We start from the raw sequence: 16,929 nt of genomic DNA on the forward strand, positions 1-16,929 counted from the left end.
GGCTAGTGCACCTCCACCGACTTGACGATCTTCTCCAGGTCCGTGTCCGACAACTCGCCCCGGGCCGCGTCGACACGGATGGCGAACGTGGTGTCGGAGGAGTCCAGGCCGGTCAGGATGACACCCTCGATCGGAGTGCCCTCGGGCGGACCGCCGTCCTCCCCGGTCGACTCGAAGGTGAAGTCGATCCGCCTGGCCTCCTCCGTGCCGGCCAGCTCCACATCCTTCTGGCCCTTGACGTCCGCGCCCATCTGGATGCCGGCCTCGGCGGCGATGGCGGCCTGCTCGGCGGAGTCCGCCTGGGTGAAGCCCAGTTGCACGGTGATGACCGACACCGTCTTCCCGTTCTCCGTACGCTCCGCCGCGGCCGCGTTGTACTTACTGCGTTCGCCGTCGCTCTGCTCCCGGTACCCGCTCGGATACGAGACGTCGACGCCCTTCGTCTTCAGCGTTCCCCAGCCGTCGGGCACGGCGGCCGCTCCGGCGTCGGAGTCCTGGCAGCCTGCGAGGGCCACGGCGGTCAGCAGGGCGGCGGCCAGGCACGCACGGCGGGTCTTCATCGGCTTGAGCTCCCGTCTCATCAGTTCGCACAGTAGCTGTAGGGAAGATAGGAGCGGCTGTTCCCGCGGGGTGCGCCCAGGAACCGGGCGTCGGTCAGCGTCTCCGACTTCTTCTCCGTGCTGACCGTCATGCCCAGACTGAGCCCGACATTCAGCTCGAAGCCGTACTCGGCCGCGTTCACCTCACCCGTGTAGGTCATCCTGCTGGACTTCCCCTTGTCGAACATCAACTGGCCGAAGGGGTCCTCGGCGCCCGGGCGCGCGGTCGGGGCGTTGTCGCTGAACATGTACTGGAACGGCGTGACCCCCTGCTCGTTGTTGCTGTCCAGCCACTGCTCGGCGATCGCCCGGTCCTTGTCGCCCGCCGGTCCGGGGTCGAAGGTGAGGGTGTTGGTGACGATCTCGATGCCGGTGGAGCTGTCGGTGCCCTTCTGCCCGGCGCTGCCGCCCCGCTTCTCTTCCTTCTTCTCCTTGCCGTTGTCCTTGCCGACCTTGGCGCCGTCCTTCTGGCCGCCCTCCTCGACCGTGCGGGTCATGTCGATGCGGACCAGCTTGCCCGTCTTCTTGTCGTAGGTGACGGTGATGGTGCCGGTCCGGGTGGTGTTCGCGCTGTACTCGCCGCTGACCGCGCCCGCCTCGTAGCCCACCTTGCTGCCGTACTCGATGGACGAGGAGTACGTGTACGACTTGGTGTTCTTGTAGGCGTTGTCGGTCCAGGTGACCTCGGGGGAGTACTTGAAGGTGCCGCCCAGCTGTGCGCTCAGCTTCTTCTCGTCGTCCGGCGCGATCCTGATACCGGCGGAGACCGAGGCCTCCAGGCCCACCTTGCCGTAGGTGATCTTCCGGTTGTCGCCGAGGTGCTCCTTGATGCGGTTCTGGGTGTCCTCCTCGTCCTTCAGCGGACCTGTCCCGAAGAGGTAGAGGATGCTGTCACCGAGGCTGGCCTCCGCGCCGCCGGGCATCGTGCGCCGCATCTCGTACATCTGCAGCTTCTCCACGTCGTCCCGGAACCGCTGGGCCTCCTCCGGGCTCTCGAAGACCCAGGTGTCTCCGTTGGTGACCTTGATACCGAGCCCGAGTTCGACCTTGTCGGTGCCTAACCTGCCCACCTTCATTCCGGGTTTGAAGTCCTTCTTGGCGCCTACGGACGCCGCGTCGGTGAACGTCAGGTAGACCAGCTCGTCCTTGTCGTCGACCTTGCCGTCGTGGTTGACGTCCGTGTTCGCCCTCAGGCGCTGCTCCTGGAAGCCGTACTCCCTGCCGATCTCCCAGAAGAAGATCTTCGCCTTGGCGCCCGCCTTGTCGGTGACCTGGGAGACCTGACACAGAGCCGGTTCGAAGTCGGCGTCGGTGAGCGGCTTGCCCGCCTCGCCCTTCCCCGGCCCGCAGTCACCGCCGCCGGCCACCTTGCAGACCTGGGCGGCGATCCTGTCGTAGATCATCTGCCCGACGCCGGTGGCCGAGATGCCGAGGACGACGGCGACGCTGACCACGACCATGCCGAGGTACTCGGTGCCGGTCGCGCCCCGGTCGTCGTATCTGTACGTCCGCCCGTACGGCCGTATGCCGCCTCCCCCGCGAGCCATGCGGCACCCCTCCTCGCCCTGCAGTACCTCTGTTCGGACCGTGAGGTTAGGTGCGGCACGGCGCGGGAGGCGTGGGCCCGAGGGCCCAAACGGAGGCCCACTGGCAACCTTGGGCCCGCCCGGGTCCCTCGAACGGGACCGTCAGGATGCTCAACCTGCCCCGTTTTGGCGCATCTTGTGCAATGACAGTTGCTCCCCAGCTACAGAAAGGCTGTTCTCCGGTCACAGAGGCGTGGATACAGTGCTGAGGTAGTCACGCAGTGAAGTCATCGCGGCGCGCCGGAGGAAGTCCGGCGAGCCGAGTGGCATGGGGAAACGGGGAGCTGCGCGTGCCAACTGCCATTGCCGTGACAAGCGCCGACCTGGCGCTGCCACCGCAGGACGAACGGACCCTGCCCGCTGTCGTGCTGCAGGACGTGGATCGACGGCCGCTGGAACAGGCGCTGGCGGACATGCAGGCGCTCGTCGACCAGCACGGGCATGTGATCGTGGTGTGCTCGGGGGCCGTCTCCGCCGGCGTGGAGCGGCGGCTGCACACTGTCCGGTCCCTCCTGGAGAGCGACCGGATCGCCCTGTTCCGACCTGATCTGCCGCCGCTCGGACTCGCCGTCCTGGCCCGCCAGTTGAGGCAGCTCGCCTCCTGCGACCTCAGCCCCGGGGTGCTCGCCTCGGCCGGCCGGCTCCTCACCCACTACATACACGCCGGCGCGCTGCTCAACTCCGTCGCCCGCCTCGACCACGTCCCCGTGGGGCTGAAAGCGCACGCCAAGTCCTGGGTGCCGGGCAGTCAGTTCGGCGTGCTCGCCCACCCCGAGCCGCAGCTGGTGAAGATCGCCCCCGGTGCCACGCTGTCCGGACCGGAGTTCGGCACCTGGATGCTGGTCGCCAAGGGCCAGCTCCAGTCCGACTGGGTCACCGGCACCCTGGCCCCGTCCTGGAACGTGCTCGGGTTGCGCGAGACGCCGCTGCCCGCCGAGTCCTCCCGCTGGTGGGGGACCGGCAAGCTGATCGAGTTCTGCACCTATCTGCCCGACCTGTCGGTCCTCTACCAGCTGGTGACGTCGGTGCGGCAGAGCACCTGCCACTGGTGCGGCATCGACGTCATCGGCGACCGGTGCGTGTTCTGCTCCGCCACCCCACCCGTCCACGACAGTCCGCGCGACAACCGTCCCGAGAACCAAACGCGCGTCGGGTGAGTCCTGAACCACAGGGCGCGCGACGGGAACCGCGTCCCAGGGACGCGAACCCCGGCCGCCCGGACCACCGCTCACACCCTTTCACTTCCGCTCGACCGATATCCCCGATGAGGTTGTACGGTTCATGAACTCCCGTCAGCGCCGCGGCGTGATTCTCCTGCTCGTGTCGGTCGTCTGCGCCCTCGGCGCGTTCACCGGCGTCCTGTCCGTCATCAGTGACGTGAAGTCCAAGGTCGGCCCGGAGGTGACGGCGTACCGGCTGAAATCCGATGTACCGCCCTACACGACCCTCTCCACGGGCCAGTTCGAGAAGATCCGGATGCCCAAGCGCTGGCTGTCGCAGAACGCGGTCACGGACCTCTCGCAGATCCAGGGCAAGATCGCCGTGACGACTCTCAAGGCGGGCTCCCTGCTGCAGAGCGACATGATCGTGAATCAGCCGGCTCTGCAGCCCGGGCAGCAGGAGGTCGCCATCATGATCGATGCGGCGACCGGTGTGGCCGGCAAGATCACGCCGGGAGCCACGGTCAACGTGTACGCCACCTTCGAGGGACAGCGGGAGGGTGATCCCGATCAGTCCAAGATCATCGTAACAAACGCCAAGGTCCTGGACGTCGGCAAGATCACCGCCCTGAACCCCGACGAGAACAACCGGAACCAGCAGCCCACCGACGCCGTCCCGATCACCTTCGCGCTGTCCGCCCTCGACGCCCAGCGCATCACCTACGCCGAGTCGTTCGCCCAGCGGGTCCGGCTCGCCCTGGTCGCGCCCGGCAGCGACACCACCGTGCCGGACAAGGACCGGACGTACGAACTCGCGAAGGACAGGTGAGAGGCCCGCATGCCCACGAGGATCCTCCCGGCAGTCGGCGACGCGGACGCGGTCCGGTCCATCACGACACTGCTCAGCCAGCTCCCGGACGCCGATCCGGTGGCCCCGGTCGTCGACTCGACCCAGCTCATCGACACCCTCGCGCGGCTGGCCGCCGAGTCGGTCGACGAGCTGCCCGAGGTCGTGGTGGTGCACGAACGGATCGGCCCGGTCCCGGCACTGGAGCTGATCCGCGAAGTCGCCCTGCGGTTCCCGGCCGTCGGCGTCATCCTCGTCACCTCGGACGCGAGCCCCGGCCTCTTCCAGGCCGCCATGGACTACGGCGCGCGTGGCCTGGTGGCCCTGCCCCTGAGCTACGAGGAACTGGCCAGCCGCGTCCAGGCGGTCGCCCAGTGGTCGGTGGGCGTACGGCGTCACCTGGGCTCCGGCGGCGATGTGTTCACCGGCGTCGGCGGCTCGGTCGTCACGGTCAGCGGCGCGAAGGGCGGCGTGGGGGCCACCCTGACGGCGATCCAGCTGGCGCTGGCGGCCCAGGCGTCGGGCCGGAGCACGGCGCTGGTCGACATGGACCTCCAGACGGGGGACATCGCCTCGTTCCTGGACGTCCAGTTCCGGCGGTCGGTGGTGGACCTGGCGGCCATCACGGACATCTCCCCGCGGGTCCTCGCCGACGCGGTCTTCCGCCACGACACCGGCGTCGCACTGCTGCTCGCCCCCGGCGAGGGCGAACGCGGCGAGGACGTCACCGACCGCGCCGCCCGCCAGATCGTCAGCGCGCTGCGCTCCCGCTACGAGGTCGTCGTCATCGACTGCGGCGCCCAGCTGAGCGGAGCGGGCGCCGCAGCCGTGGAGATGGCCGACAGGGCTCTGCTGGTCACCACCCCGGACGTGGTCGCGGTCCGGGGCGCCAAGCGAACGGTACGGATGTGGGACCGGCTGCAGATCCGCAAGGCGGAGGAGACCACCGTGGTCGTCAACCGCCACACCCGGGCCACCGAGATCCAGCCCCCGCTCATCCAGAAGATCACCGGCACGGCGGTCGCGGCCACCGCCGTCCCCGCGGGCTTCAAGGAACTGCAGGGAGCCGTGGACGCGGGCCGCATCCACGAGCTGGACAGCAAGAGCGCGGTGAAACAGGCCCTGTGGGGCCTCGCCGGCGAACTGGGGCTGGTGAAGGTCCCCGAGGGCGCCCAGAAGGCGAGCAGGTTCCGGGGGGACCGGGGGTCGGTGAGCTTCCGTCGCCGTAAGGAGGGTGGGGGATGAGAACGCGGGTCGTGGCGCACAAGGGGGACCGGGGTCAGGTCACCATCGAGTTCCTCGGCATGACACCGACCATCATCGTCACGCTGGTGGTGCTGTGGCAGATCGTGCTGGTGGGATACACGTTCATCCTCGCGGGGAATGCCGCGGACGAGGCTGTGCGCCAGGGGACGGCGGCCCATCGGGGGGAACGGCAGGCCGTGTGCGAGCAGGCGGGCAAGGACAAGCTGTCGGACGCGTGGCGCAGCGGTGCGACGGTCAGCTGCCCCTCGTCGGCGGGCTATGTGACGGCCGACGTGACGCTGCGGGTCCCCGTCCTCTTCCCGGGCACCATCAACTTCCCGTTCGACGTGACGTCACACACCGGGGCCGTAGAGGAAGAGGCGGACTGAGATGGCGTACGACCGAAGGCACCGCGACCGCGGGCAGGTCGCCCTCGAATACCTCGGGTTCATCCCGATCCTGCTGCTCGTCGCGATGGCGGCCGTGCAGCTCGGGCTGATCGCCTACACGGCGCAGCAGGCGGGGACGGCGGCCCGGACCGGGGCGCGCAGCGCGTCACTCGACGAGGACTACCAGGGGGACTGCAGGGCCGCGATCAGCGACTGGCTGGCCGACGGGACCACCTGTTCGTCGGCGTACGGGGGCGACGAGGTCACGGTCACCGCCGAGGTCACCATCCCGTCGATCATCCCCGGCAAGGACGACTTCGGCACGGCCCGCAAGACCGCCACCATGCCGGTCGACCACTGAACCGCGGAGCAAGGAGGCACCGGACATGAGCCTGCGGGCACGCATCCACTCCCCCGAGGAGAACGGCAGCCGGGGCGAGGACGGCCACCTGGTCTCCTCCTACCGGGCCAAGCTCCTGGAGGAGATCGACCTCGCGGAGATGAGCTCACTGGCCGCGGCCGAGCGCAGGGCCCGGCTGGAGCGGGTGCTCGGGCACATCATCAGCCGCGAGGGCCCGGTGCTGTCGACGGTCGAGCGCTCCCAGCTGATCCGCAGGGTCGTCGACGAGGCACTGGGCCTGGGCATCCTGGAACCGCTCCTGGAAGACGCGTCCATCACCGAAATCATGGTGAACGGCCCGGACGCGATCTTCGTGGAGCGAGGCGGCCGGGTCGAGCAACTCCCGCTGCGCTTCGCCTCCAACGACCAGCTCATGCAGACGATCGAACGCATCGTCTCGACCGTCAACCGCCGCGTCGACGAGTCGAACCCCATGGTCGACGCCCGCCTCCCCTCCGGTGAGCGCGTCAACGTCATCATCCCGCCGCTGTCCCTGACCGGCGCCACCCTCACCATCCGCCGCTTCCCGCGGTCCTTCACGCTCCAGGAGCTGATCGGCCTCGGCTCCCTCGACGAGCACATGCTGTACCTGCTCGCGGGCCTGGTGCAGGCGAAGTTCAACATCATCGTCTCGGGCGCGACCGGCACCGGAAAGACGACCCTGCTGAACGCCCTCTCCGGCCTGATCCCCGAGGGCGAACGCATCATCACCATCGAGGACTCGGCGGAACTCCAGCTCCAGCAGCCCCACGTGATCCGCCTGGAGTCCCGCCCGCCGAACGTGGAGGGCAAGGGCCAGGTCACCATCCGCGACCTCGTCCGCAACTCCCTCCGCATGCGCCCCGACCGCATCGTCGTCGGTGAGGTCCGCGGCGGCGAGTCCCTCGACATGCTCCAGGCGATGTCGACGGGCCACGACGGCTCGCTCGCCACGGTCCACGCCAACAGCGCGGAGGACGCGCTGATGCGCCTGCAGACCCTCGCCTCCATGTCGGACGTGGAGATCCCCTTCGTCGCGCTCCACGACCAGATCAACAGCGCCGTCGACGTCATCGTCCAGCTGACCCGCTTCGCCGACGGCGCCCGCCGCATCACCGAGATCGCCCTGCTGGACAGCCACGGCGGCGAACCGTACCGCCTGGCCACGGTCGCCCGCTTCCACGCACAGCCCATGGCGTCGGACGGCCGTATCCACGGCGCCTTCGAGTACTACCCGCTCCCGCGCCGCACCGCCGACCGCCTCTACATGGCCGGCCAGCCCATCCCGCAGGCCTACGGAGTCGCCCAGTCCACCGACCAGCTAGCCACCCGAGAAGCCAGGTAGTAGGTACCGTCCCCATGGATCTCCAGACCCTGATCACGCTCACCACCGGCATCACCCTGCTGACCTGCGTCCTGGCCGTTGCGGGGCTGCACTCCTACGCCCAGGGCAAGGCACAGCGGGCGGCGCTCGTCGACCGGTTGTCGCAGACCGGCCAGATCCCGGTCGGCCGCCGGCGCCGCTTCCGCAACCTGGATCGCCGCTTGCGCCGTACGCAGCTCGGCAAGAAGCTGGAACTGCGCCTGGCGGCGACGGGCCTGGACATCACGCCCGGCGAGTTCTTCGTCTACATGCTCGCCACGGTCGTGGGCCTGTGGATGATCGGCCAGGCCGCCCTGGCACCCTTCTTCGGCCCGCTCGCCGGGCTGCTGGGGATATGGGTGGCGGTGCAGTTCCTCAACTGGCAACGACAGAAACGCATCGAGAAGTTCATCAACCAACTCCCCGAACTGTCCCGCATCCTGGCCAACGCCACACAGGCGGGGCTCGCGCTGCGTACGGCGATCGGCATGGCGGCGGAGGAGCTGGAGGCCCCGGCGGGCGAGGAACTCGGCAAGGTGTCCGCCCAGCTGGCGGTCGGCGCGTCGCTGGACGACGCGCTGGGCGAACTGGCGGACCGGCTGCCGTCACGTGAGCTGGTCGTCCTGGTGACCACGCTGGTGCTGTCCAACCGGGCGGGCGGCCAGGTGGTCGGCGCCCTGCGCAATCTGACGGAGACGCTGGAGGAGCGCAAGGAGACCCGGCGTGAGGTCCGTACGCAGTTGTCCCAGGTGAGCATGACGTCGTATGCGGTGCCGGTGTTGGGGGTGGGGTCGCTGTTCCTGATGAACGGCGTGAAGGACGGCGCCCTGGACCGCATGACGGGCTCCCCGTTCGGCCAGGCAGCGGTCATCATCGCCTTCTCCCTGTACGCCGTCGGCTTCATCCTCATCCGCCGCCTGTCGCGCATCGACGTCTGAGAAGCACGGGGGAGGACAACTGATGGGACTTCTGCTCGCACTGGCCATGGGCCTCAGCGTCTGGGGCGTCTTCGCCGGCATCCGCATGTACCGGGCGGAGGCCAAGCTGCCCGGCGATCTGGCGCTGGCACTGGAGGTCGGCGCGACCCGCACCGGCGCGGTCGACTCCCTCATCGACCGCCTCGGCATGCGGTACGCCCCCGCCGTACTGCGCCTGATGGGCCCCAAGCAGGTGGCCAAGTACCGCCGCAAGATCGACCTGGCGGGAAACCCGGGCGGCCTGACCATCGACCGCTACGCGGCCCGCAGGGCGGTGTACGGCTTCCTGGGCGGCCTCGGCGGCCTGGTCTTCCTCATGCGCGGCCAGCTCGTCGTGGCCCTGCTCCTGTTCGCCTTCGGGGCGTTCTGGACCGAGGTCGGCATCTGGTCGGCGATCCGCATCCGCAAGGACGTGATCGAGCGGACCCTCCCGGACTTCCTGGACGTGCTCGCGGTCGTGGTGAGCGCGGGCCTGGGCTTCCGGCAGGCCCTGGACCGGGTGGCGTCCAAGTACGAGGGACCCTGGGCGGACGAACTGCGCATCACCCTTCGTCAGATGGACCTCGGCATGAGCCGCCGCCAGGCCTTCGCCGAGCTGCGGCGGAGGAACGACTCCGAGCAGGTGGCCATGTTCGTCACGGCATTGCAGCAGGGCGAGGAACTGGGCGCGCCGATCGTCGACACGCTGGTCGCGCTGGCGAAGGACATGCGCCGTACGGACGCGCAGAACGCCCGCCGCAAGGCCGCCCGCGCGGTCCCCAAGGCCACCATGATGATCACGACCTTCATGGTCCCGGCCACGATGATCCTCCTCGGCACCGGCCTGATCCTCGGCTCGGGCACCGACTTCGGCTCCATCACGGGCAAGTAGGGACGGGGACATGCCGATGACCGGGGAACGCACGGGACTGCTGCGCCGCCGCCCGAAGACACCGGAGATCACCACACCGCCGGCCGGAACGGTCCTCCCGGCCCACGTACGCACGGGCGCCCCGGACATCCCGGTGACGTCGGTGACGCCTGCGCTGCCGCCGGGGTGGGAGCCGGTGGAGGGGGCGTTGCCGGGGGTGCCGCGGCAGGCGGGGCCGATGATGCCGCCTGCGACACCTGCGAACGAGCGGACAGCCGCCGACGGCGAAGGCGCCCCGCAAGGTCCGCCCGCACCCGCCCACGAAAGCCGCACAGGTGGTGCCGGTGGGAACCGGAACCCGGCCGAAGCCCGGGTGCACGCCGACGAACCCGCACCCGCCATCGCGATCCAGATCAACGCCCTCCAGGCAATGTGCCGACAGGTATTCGGCTTCCGCCTGGCCATGATCGCCCTGTCCGCCCCCGCCGCCCTCCTCAACGCCACCCCCGGTGTCGCCACCCGCCTGGTCGGCGCCGCGGTCGTCGTCACCTTCATGGGCTCGTACGTCCTCTTCAGAGACTGGGAACGCTTCGGCCCCCTCCTCCTGCGCCACCCCTCCCTTCTGGCCGTCGACACCCTCTTCGGCGCCCTCCTCCTCATCGCCGCAGGCCCGGACACCACCCTCGCCTACGTCAGCGTCTGCACCCCCCTCCTCGCCGGCATCGTCTACGGCTGGCGAGGAGCCGCATGCTTCGCATCCCTCCAAGCCCTGATCCTGCTCCTCGTCCACGCCACCTTCGAGGACCGGCAGCCGAGCCTCGCGGAGTCGCTCCTGCTCCCGGGCCTGTGCGTCATCGCAGGGGCGGTCGGCTCCAGCCTCCGCAACCTCATGCTCCGCTTCGGCACGGCCACCCAGGCCCTGACCACCGTCCAGGCCCGTCTCGCCGTCACGGAGGCGGTCAGTGCCGAACGGGCCCGCCTGGCCCGTGAGATGCACGACTCGGTGGCGAAGACCCTGCACGGCGTGGCCCTGGCAGCAGACGGCCTGGCCGGCACCGCGGGCGCCGAACGAATGGACCCGGCCCTCGTCCGGCAGCAAGCGGAACTGGTGGCCCGCTCGGCCCGCCGAGCCGCCGCCGAGTCCCGCGAACTCCTCGCGGACCTCCGCCGGGAATCGGACCCGGACCACGCCACGGACGTCCTCGTGGAACTCGCCGCCCGCACCCGGGACTTCAGCACTCGCACAGGGCTCCCGGCCACGTACCGCCCCACGGGCGAGCACGCCGTGCCCCCCGTCCCACCCGCCGTGGCCCGCCAGCTCCTCACCATCGCCTCGGAAGCGATGGAGAACGCCCACCGCCACGCGGCACCCACCCGCGTCGACATCAGCGCGGGAGTCCACGGCGGCCTCCTCCGCATCAGCGTCTACGACGACGGCCGCGGCCTTCCCCCAGGCACCACCCTCGAACAACTCCGCAGGGCAGGCCACTTCGGCCTGGTCGGCATGGTCGAGCGCGCCGCCTCGGTGGGCGCCCGCATCCGCATCGGCCGCGGCGGCCACCCCAAGGGCACGGAGGTCCGCCTGGAACTCCCGCTGGCCGCGCTGACGACACCGCAGGCCCACGCATGACCATCCCCCACACCACGAGAGGAGGCCGCCCGATGCCGGACCACACGACACCCCACGCCGGTCCCCCGCAGCCGCCACCGCTACCGAACCCCTTCGAGAACGTCCCACCGCCCGCGCCCCTGCGGGTCGTCGTGGCGGACGACAACCCGGTCGTCCGGGCCGGCCTCACCGCCCTTCTCTCCGGCCGCGAGGACATCACGGTGGTCGCGGAGGCCGCCGACGGCCGCCAGGCCTACGAGGCCGCCCACCATCACCGCCCCGACGTGGTCCTCCTGGACGTCCGCATGCCGGGCGTCGACGGCATCTCGGCCCTGCCGTACCTCGTGCAGATCGCCCCGGTCGTGATGCTGACCTACAGCAGGGAGTCGGAGATCGTCCAGGAGGCCCTGCGCCGGGGAGCGGGCGGCTACCTGGTCCACGGCGAGTTCACCGCGGACCAGCTCGTCTCGGCCGTACGGGACATCAGACAGGGCCGGGCTCACTTCACCCCGACGGCGGCGGGGGCTCTGCTGGCCCAGCTTCGTCAGGGCGCGGGGGGATCGGCCGCGTACCCGCTGCCGGAGGGACTGGGGCGGGCGGATGCGACTGCATACGGAAGCAATCCCTCAACTCCCTTGCCAGAGCCGATTTCTTCAGAAAACCTTTCGCAACTGCAACCGGATGTGGCACAGTCGTCGTCTGGATGGACGAGTGGCCACCCGGCCGCTCCCGACAGGTCGCGGTTCCAGCTGAGCACGAGGGAGGCGGAGATCATGGACCTCATCGCGTCCGGCATGACCAACCAGCAGATCGCCGCCACCTGCTTCATCAGCGAGAAGACGGTCAAGAACCACATCAACCGCATCTTCGCCAAGCTCCACAGCACCAGCCGCTCCGAAGCCGCCGCCAAATGGCTGGGCACAGCACCGGACTCACACCGGGGACTGGGGTGACCTGGCGTGACGGCAGGGGGGAGCAGGATGTTGGTCTGGGCCCGCGATTGGGCCCGGGATTGGGCCCTGGGGCCCTCTGGTGGACGGTGTGTTCCGCCGTACGTTTCCGGTGTCGAAAGCGGCACCGGTAAAGCGACACCCGGAGGGGAACACCATGAGCGACCTGATGCTGAAGACCGCCGTTGCGACCAAGGTCCGCGTGAACGGCTGGAAGAACACCACGGTGGAGGCCATGCAGCGCCGCGCCGGCGACAAGGGGCAGACCGCGGTCGAGTACCTGGGCATCATCGCGGTGGTGGTGGCGATCGTGCTGGCGATCACCGGTACCAGCCTCGGGCAGACGATCCTCGGCAAGATCCAGGCGCAGATCGCCAAGGTCGCTCCTTGATGCGACCTCGCCCGAACGGCGACGCAGGGCAGGCCTTCCCCATCTACATCACGGTGGTGGGGGGCCTGCTCTTCCTCGCGTTCGCGTACTTTGCGGTCGGCCAGGCCGCGGCGAACAGGAACGGCGCCCAGACCGCTGCCGACGCGGCGGCACTCGCGGCTGCCCAGGACACCAGGGACCAAATCGCGGGCGAGTGGGTGAAGAACGTACTCGACCCGACGAAGTGGCAGGACATCTTCGACGGCAACGTGACGGGGATCGGCCCGTCGTGCTGGCGCGCACACCAGCTTGCCGCGCAGAACGACGCGCGAGTCATCAGCTGCGCACCTGAGGGGCTCCTCGGGTTCACGGTCGAGGTCGAGACCAACAAGCCGGTCGGAAACTCCGTCGTGCCCGGCACCGAGGAACGGAAGGCGAACGCGTCCGCCACCGCCGTGATCGAACCCCGCTGCGCGTTCAAGCTCCCCGCCGAGGATGCGGGCGACGACGTACTGCCACGGCTCTCCTGCAAGGACAGGGACTGGGACCTGAACCCGGACGATCTCACCGATCTGCCGAAACCCGCGGACCTCTTCGACGTCCATCTGGCCGACTGACAAGCGAACGACGAGTGATGAAGGAAGCAGAGTGATGAGCATTCGGTTCACTGCGAAGGCCCGCAGGGGCATGGTCGCGTTGACCGTGGCAGCCAGTCTGGCCCTCGGGGTGGCCGGCTGCGGTGGCGGAGGCGGAGACGACGAGAAGTCGAGTCCCTCGGCGTCGGCCTCCAAGGACGGTGGATCCAAGCCGAGCGCTCAGGAGGGGCAGTCGGAGACACCTCTGGCCGAACTGAAGGGCACGGACGGACTGCTCCTCCAGATCACCTCTGCTGAGAGGGACTCAGGCGGATTCGTCACCGTCAATGGGATGGTGAAGAACGACGGCGCCAAGTCGGTGGTGGTTCCGCCCCAGACGAGCGGCGACGAGACCGAGGTCATCAAGCACGGCCCCTCGCTGGGGGGCGCCACACTTGTGGATTCCAAGGGGAAGAAGCGCTACTACGTGTTGCGTGACACGGACGGACGGCCGCTGACCACCGTCGGCCTCGGGAACCTGGAAGCAGGCCAGACCCTCCCGGTGTTCATGCAGTTCCCTGCACCGCCGGCGGGCACGACCGAAGTCGGCCTGCAGGTCCCCACCTTCTCCAGCGGCACGATCAAGATCTCCGGGTGAGGCCGGCCATGACCCGTACCCACACCCGCAAGGCGACCCCACGCCTCGCCCTGGTCGTCACCGCCGCCACGGTCATGGTCGCCACGAACGTCTACGGCGCCGTGACCGCCCGCGCGGCCGACGGCCCCAGCGTCCCCCCAGGCACCGAGGCCTCCCCCTCCGCCCCGGTAGAGGTCGACCCGAACGACCCCGACCTCAAGCTCCCCGAGGGCGGCACCCTCGCCGAACCCAAAGTCCTCGACATCAAGTCCGTCGTGGAGGACCAAAGCGGCGACGAACGCCGCGAGGACACCAACTCGGACGTGAAGTTCGCGCTCCAGGCAGAGGTGCTGTTCGGCAAGGACAGCGCCAAACTCAGCTCCGCGGCGAAGGCCCGCATCCAAGGGATCGCCGAGGAGATCAAGGCGCAGAACGCCACGAAGATCCGCGTCTTCGGCTTCACCGACAACCTCGGCTCCTCCGCCCACGGCGACGTCCTGTCCAAGCAGCGCGCCAACGCCGTACAGGAGGTCCTGGACCAGGAGCTCAACGACGCCAACGTCACGTACGAGGTACGCGGGTACGGCGAGCAGTACCCCATCGCCGACAACTCGACGGAGGCCGGCCGCAAGAAGAACCGCCGGGTGGAGGTGTCCTTCCCGCGCTCGGACAACTGACCGCGACCGTCGGGGCTGCGAGCGTTCCCGCTGCCCCGCAGCCGCCCCCCGGCGGACCCACCTCCCTTTGGGCGTCGATTTGGGCCCTCGGGCCCATGTCGCATCGTCGGCCCCTCCCTACTCTCGGCCGTGTCGTGGACGCGCCGCCCTGTACGGGGAGTTGAGGGGGAGTAGACATGGCCGCGATCGGGGGAGCAAGCGGAGTGGGCGGAACAGGCGGATCAGGGGGAATACCGGCATTCGGCGCTGGCCGGCCGTCAGGTCCGGGCGGGCGCAGGGACATGCCCGAGGCCCTCTCCCACGCGCTCGTCCTGGTCCACACCCTCTTCGCGTTCACCGTCCTCGGCGGCCTCGGCCTGCTGCTCACCGCGGCGTCCTACGACGCCGTCGACGGCGGCGTACTGGCCCTGGTCGCCTACGGGGCCGCCCCCGGCACCTTCGGCTGGTGGCTGGCCCGGCGGAGCTGGGAGGGCGGGACCCGGATCTGGGGCGGTCTGATCGCCGTACAGGCCTGGCTGATCCTCGGTGCCCTCGCCAACCTCGTCGCCGGGTCGGCCCGCGGCGGCATCCAGCTTCTCCTGCCCGTCCTCGCACTGCTCTTCCTGCTCCGCAAGGAGAGCCGGCAGTGGTACGAGCTCCCCGAACTGGAGCGCGTCGAACGCCGTGCCTTCTCCCTGGCCCGCATGATCCGCTGGCGTCGGGACGAGGGGCAGACGGCGGTCGAGTACGCCGGTCTCGTCGCCATCGTCGTCGCCCTCGTCACCGCGCTCCTCGTCAGCGGCCTCGGCACCCAGATCTATGGCGGCGTCCAGTCGGCGGTCTGCAAGGTCGCGGGCGCGGGGTGCCCGGCTCCCGCCGAGGGCGGTGACACCCGTGCAGGCGGCAACGGCCAGGGCGGTACGGGCGAAACCGGCACCGGCGGCACGAACGGTACTGACGGCACAACCCCCGACGGCGGCGCCGACAGCGACGGAACCGCCGGCACCACCACCGGCACGACAGGCAGCGACAACACCACCGGCAACGGCGACACCACCACCAACGCCGGGGGGAACACCCAGAACGCCGGGGAGCAGGACGACGAGGACGACGGCTGCTTCTCCGGCTTCGGCGCCTTCTTCGGCTGCGCGGGCAACCAGCTCAAGCAGGTCGGCGAGGGCCTGTTCGTCGACGGCGTCTGGGGCGACCTCACGGGCATGTACGACCTGGTCCGTCACCCGCTCGACACCTTGGGCGGCATCGCCGATTACGGCAAGCAACTCGGCGACCAGTGGCTGCAGGACTCCCAGGGCGCTGCCGACAAGTGGTCCAAGGGTGACTATGTCGGCGCCATCTGGGACTGGGGCGGTGCCTCGCTGAACACCGGCGGCACGGTCCTGTTCGACACGTTCATCGGCGAGGAGGCCGCCGACCAGTGGAACAAGGGGGAGAAGACCCGCGCAGTCACCGCCGTCGTCTGGAACATCGGCTCGATGCTCATCCCCTACTACGACATCGGCAAGGTCGCCGGAAAGCTCGGTGTCCTCGGCAAGCTCAGCAAGCTGGGCAAGCTGGCGGAGAAGGCGGGCAAGGCGGCGGAGGACGCCCGGAAGGCGGCCAAGGCGGGTGACGTAGAGGCGGCCGAGAAGGCGGCGAAGGAAGCCGACGAGGCGGCCGACGAGGCCGAGCGGAAGGCCCGCGAGTCCGGCTGCACGATCGCGGCCCCGGCCGGCAGGCTTCCGTACGGCGACAGCCCGGGCCTCGGCGGCCCAGGCACCGGCACCACGGTCCTGGCCGCCGGCCGCGCCGACTCCCCCTACGTCATCCTCGCCGAGGACGGCTGCGACGGGGAGGCCAAGCAGCAGGCCGAGGAGGCCCGCAAGCAGGCCGACGAGGCGGAGCAGCAGACGCTCCAGGCCCGGGCTGAGGCGGCGAAGGCGGCCATCAGGCAGGGCAAGCTGAGCATCGACGAGCGCAACATCGACGACTTCGTAAAGAACGCCAAGGACAACCCTGGCAAGAAGGAGATCGGCAAGCAGCAGGCGGCGGACGCGCTGGATGAACTCGCCGACCTCGCACGACGTGACAACGTCGACCGCGTGGGCGCGAGCAAACTCGGCTCCGAGGTGACGAACGCGCGTACCGCCAGCAGGCTCGAGGAAATGCTCGCCGAGGTGCGCGGCGTACGACGCGCATCGGAGGACGCGGCCCCCGGCACCACCGTGCACACCGCCGTCGGCTCGGAACACAGCCGGCCGCAGGTCGAGGTCGCGCCAGGCGAGACGGTGGACGTGTCGACGGTCCCGGACGCAGATGTCCTCTACAAGGGCAAGGACGGGAAGATCAACCTCGTCGAGGTGAAGAACACCGTGAACCCGACGCGGCAGCCGGAATTCGTCGGAAAGGTCAACACGCTCTCCGAGTGGAAGAAAGCCGATCCGAGCAGAACCGCCCGGGTCGAGATCGAGAAAAGTGACAAGTGGACGGAGATTTTCCGGCCCATCAAGGGGCAGAAGGTCTCTCCCGCACAGCTCATGAACGGCAAGGGAATCGACGCACGCATCGGTGACGCGAGCTTCACAGCGAAACAACTGGGTGACATGCAGCGGGCGCTGGAAGCGAAGTACAGCCGAGGCGAGGAAATCGACTGGCAGCGGTTGAACGACGATCCCAAGGGGGCGTTGCAGTACCTCGGTCTGGAGTGACGCAGACGAGCCGGGGCGAGGCGCACGGCCGG

General features: G+C 69.5%; 17 protein-coding genes. 15 read left to right on the forward strand and 2 right to left on the reverse strand.

The genetic code is table 11. The features are described from left to right. Positions 1-2: 2 nt before the first annotated feature. Positions 3-581 (reverse strand): hypothetical protein, encoded by a 579-nt coding sequence (locus tag NW895_RS10380; protein ID WP_289935106.1) that lies wholly within the window; start codon positions 579-581, stop codon positions 3-5. Next, on the reverse strand, positions 581-2,146 hold the full coding sequence (locus tag NW895_RS10385; RefSeq protein ID WP_289935107.1) for a hypothetical protein: 1,566 nt from the start codon (positions 2,144-2,146) through the stop codon (positions 581-583). Before NW895_RS10385 ends, NW895_RS10380 begins: the two co-directional genes overlap by 1 nt. A 329-nt stretch (positions 2,147-2,475) precedes the next feature. On the opposite strand from NW895_RS10385, the gene NW895_RS10390 reads away from it, so the two are divergent. The 15 genes from NW895_RS10390 to NW895_RS10460 all read left to right on the forward strand — a co-directional run bounded on the left by NW895_RS10390 (position 2,476) and on the right by NW895_RS10460 (position 16,897). Beyond that, the gene (locus NW895_RS10390) at positions 2,476-3,342 is read left to right on the forward strand and encodes a hypothetical protein (protein WP_289935108.1); all 867 of its coding nucleotides are present in this window, start codon (positions 2,476-2,478) and stop codon (positions 3,340-3,342) included. Positions 3,343-3,466: 124 nt separating this feature from the next. Further along, entirely contained in the window at positions 3,467-4,174 is a 708-nt protein-coding gene (gene cpaB / locus NW895_RS10395; RefSeq protein ID WP_289935109.1) for a Flp pilus assembly protein CpaB, read from the forward strand. A 9-nt stretch (positions 4,175-4,183) separates the two neighbouring features. Then, on the forward strand, positions 4,184-5,437 hold the full coding sequence (locus tag NW895_RS10400) for an AAA family ATPase (protein ID WP_289935110.1): 1,254 nt from the start codon (positions 4,184-4,186) through the stop codon (positions 5,435-5,437). Then, complete coding sequence (locus NW895_RS10405; protein ID WP_289935111.1) at positions 5,434-5,826, forward strand: pilus assembly protein; 393 nt, start codon at positions 5,434-5,436, stop codon at positions 5,824-5,826. Before NW895_RS10400 ends, NW895_RS10405 begins: the two co-directional genes overlap by 4 nt. Before the next feature lies 1 nt (position 5,827). Then, positions 5,828-6,187: a TadE/TadG family type IV pilus assembly protein gene (locus tag NW895_RS10410; RefSeq protein ID WP_289935112.1), complete on the forward strand. Its 360-nt coding sequence runs from the start codon at positions 5,828-5,830 to the stop codon at positions 6,185-6,187. Positions 6,188-6,212: 25 nt separating this feature from the next. Beyond that, complete coding sequence (locus tag NW895_RS10415; RefSeq protein WP_289935113.1) at positions 6,213-7,550, forward strand: CpaF family protein; 1,338 nt, start codon at positions 6,213-6,215, stop codon at positions 7,548-7,550. Between the two features lie 14 nt (positions 7,551-7,564). Beyond that, positions 7,565-8,506 (forward strand): type II secretion system F family protein, encoded by a 942-nt coding sequence (locus NW895_RS10420; protein ID WP_289935114.1) that lies wholly within the window; start codon positions 7,565-7,567, stop codon positions 8,504-8,506. Between the two features lie 22 nt (positions 8,507-8,528). Then, positions 8,529-9,416 (forward strand): DUF5936 domain-containing protein, encoded by an 888-nt coding sequence (locus tag NW895_RS10425; RefSeq protein ID WP_289935115.1) that lies wholly within the window; start codon positions 8,529-8,531, stop codon positions 9,414-9,416. A 10-nt stretch (positions 9,417-9,426) separates the two neighbouring features. After that, a complete protein-coding gene (locus NW895_RS10430; RefSeq protein WP_289935116.1) occupies positions 9,427-11,025 on the forward strand; it encodes a histidine kinase in 1,599 nt (532 codons plus the stop codon). A gap of 32 nt (positions 11,026-11,057) precedes the next feature. Then, positions 11,058-11,957, forward strand: a complete 900-nt coding sequence (locus tag NW895_RS10435; RefSeq protein ID WP_289935117.1) for a response regulator transcription factor — start codon at positions 11,058-11,060, stop codon at positions 11,955-11,957. Between the two features lie 154 nt (positions 11,958-12,111). Then, complete coding sequence (locus NW895_RS10440) at positions 12,112-12,345, forward strand: hypothetical protein (protein ID WP_289935118.1); 234 nt, start codon at positions 12,112-12,114, stop codon at positions 12,343-12,345. Further along, positions 12,345-12,941 carry a pilus assembly protein TadG-related protein gene (locus NW895_RS10445; protein WP_289935119.1) on the forward strand — a complete coding sequence of 199 codons (597 nt, stop codon included), beginning with the start codon at positions 12,345-12,347 and terminating at the stop codon, positions 12,939-12,941. Before NW895_RS10440 ends, NW895_RS10445 begins: the two co-directional genes overlap by 1 nt. Before the next feature lie 34 nt (positions 12,942-12,975). Next, positions 12,976-13,557 (forward strand): hypothetical protein, encoded by a 582-nt coding sequence (locus NW895_RS10450; protein WP_289935120.1) that lies wholly within the window; start codon positions 12,976-12,978, stop codon positions 13,555-13,557. Positions 13,558-13,565: 8 nt separating this feature from the next. Beyond that, positions 13,566-14,213: an OmpA family protein gene (locus NW895_RS10455; protein ID WP_289935121.1), complete on the forward strand. Its 648-nt coding sequence runs from the start codon at positions 13,566-13,568 to the stop codon at positions 14,211-14,213. A gap of 281 nt (positions 14,214-14,494) precedes the next feature. Then, positions 14,495-16,897, forward strand: a complete 2,403-nt coding sequence (locus NW895_RS10460) for a hypothetical protein (RefSeq protein WP_289935122.1) — start codon at positions 14,495-14,497, stop codon at positions 16,895-16,897. The last annotated feature ends 32 nt before the right edge of the window (positions 16,898-16,929 follow it).

It is taken from the genome of Streptomyces sp. S.PNR 29, assembly GCF_030386795.1.
Lineage (GTDB): Bacteria > Actinomycetota > Actinomycetes > Streptomycetales > Streptomycetaceae > Streptomyces.

Bases quoted from the DNA above. Each gene is read 5' to 3' on its own strand.
- NW895_RS10430 (WP_289935116.1), top strand. From the start codon at position 9,427: ATGCCGATGACCGGGGAACGCACGGGACTGCTGCGCCGCCGCCCGAAG.
- NW895_RS10440 (WP_289935118.1), top strand. From the start codon at position 12,112: ATGAGCGACCTGATGCTGAAGACCGCCGTTGCGACCAAGGTCCGCGTG.
- NW895_RS10455 (WP_289935121.1), top strand. From the start codon at position 13,566: ATGACCCGTACCCACACCCGCAAGGCGACCCCACGCCTCGCCCTGGTC.
- NW895_RS10460 (WP_289935122.1), top strand. From the start codon at position 14,495: ATGCCCGAGGCCCTCTCCCACGCGCTCGTCCTGGTCCACACCCTCTTC.
- cpaB (WP_289935109.1), top strand. From the start codon at position 3,467: ATGAACTCCCGTCAGCGCCGCGGCGTGATTCTCCTGCTCGTGTCGGTC.
- NW895_RS10415 (WP_289935113.1), top strand. From the start codon at position 6,213: ATGAGCCTGCGGGCACGCATCCACTCCCCCGAGGAGAACGGCAGCCGG.
- NW895_RS10385 (WP_289935107.1), bottom strand. From the start codon at position 2,146: ATGGCTCGCGGGGGAGGCGGCATACGGCCGTACGGGCGGACGTACAGA.
- NW895_RS10420 (WP_289935114.1), top strand. From the start codon at position 7,565: ATGGATCTCCAGACCCTGATCACGCTCACCACCGGCATCACCCTGCTG.
- NW895_RS10410 (WP_289935112.1), top strand. From the start codon at position 5,828: ATGGCGTACGACCGAAGGCACCGCGACCGCGGGCAGGTCGCCCTCGAA.
- NW895_RS10435 (WP_289935117.1), top strand. From the start codon at position 11,058: ATGCCGGACCACACGACACCCCACGCCGGTCCCCCGCAGCCGCCACCG.
- NW895_RS10450 (WP_289935120.1), top strand. From the start codon at position 12,976: ATGAGCATTCGGTTCACTGCGAAGGCCCGCAGGGGCATGGTCGCGTTG.
- NW895_RS10400 (WP_289935110.1), top strand. From the start codon at position 4,184: ATGCCCACGAGGATCCTCCCGGCAGTCGGCGACGCGGACGCGGTCCGG.
- NW895_RS10425 (WP_289935115.1), top strand. From the start codon at position 8,529: ATGGGACTTCTGCTCGCACTGGCCATGGGCCTCAGCGTCTGGGGCGTC.
- NW895_RS10380 (WP_289935106.1), bottom strand. From the start codon at position 581: ATGAGACGGGAGCTCAAGCCGATGAAGACCCGCCGTGCGTGCCTGGCC.
- NW895_RS10445 (WP_289935119.1), top strand. From the start codon at position 12,345: ATGCGACCTCGCCCGAACGGCGACGCAGGGCAGGCCTTCCCCATCTAC.
- NW895_RS10405 (WP_289935111.1), top strand. From the start codon at position 5,434: ATGAGAACGCGGGTCGTGGCGCACAAGGGGGACCGGGGTCAGGTCACC.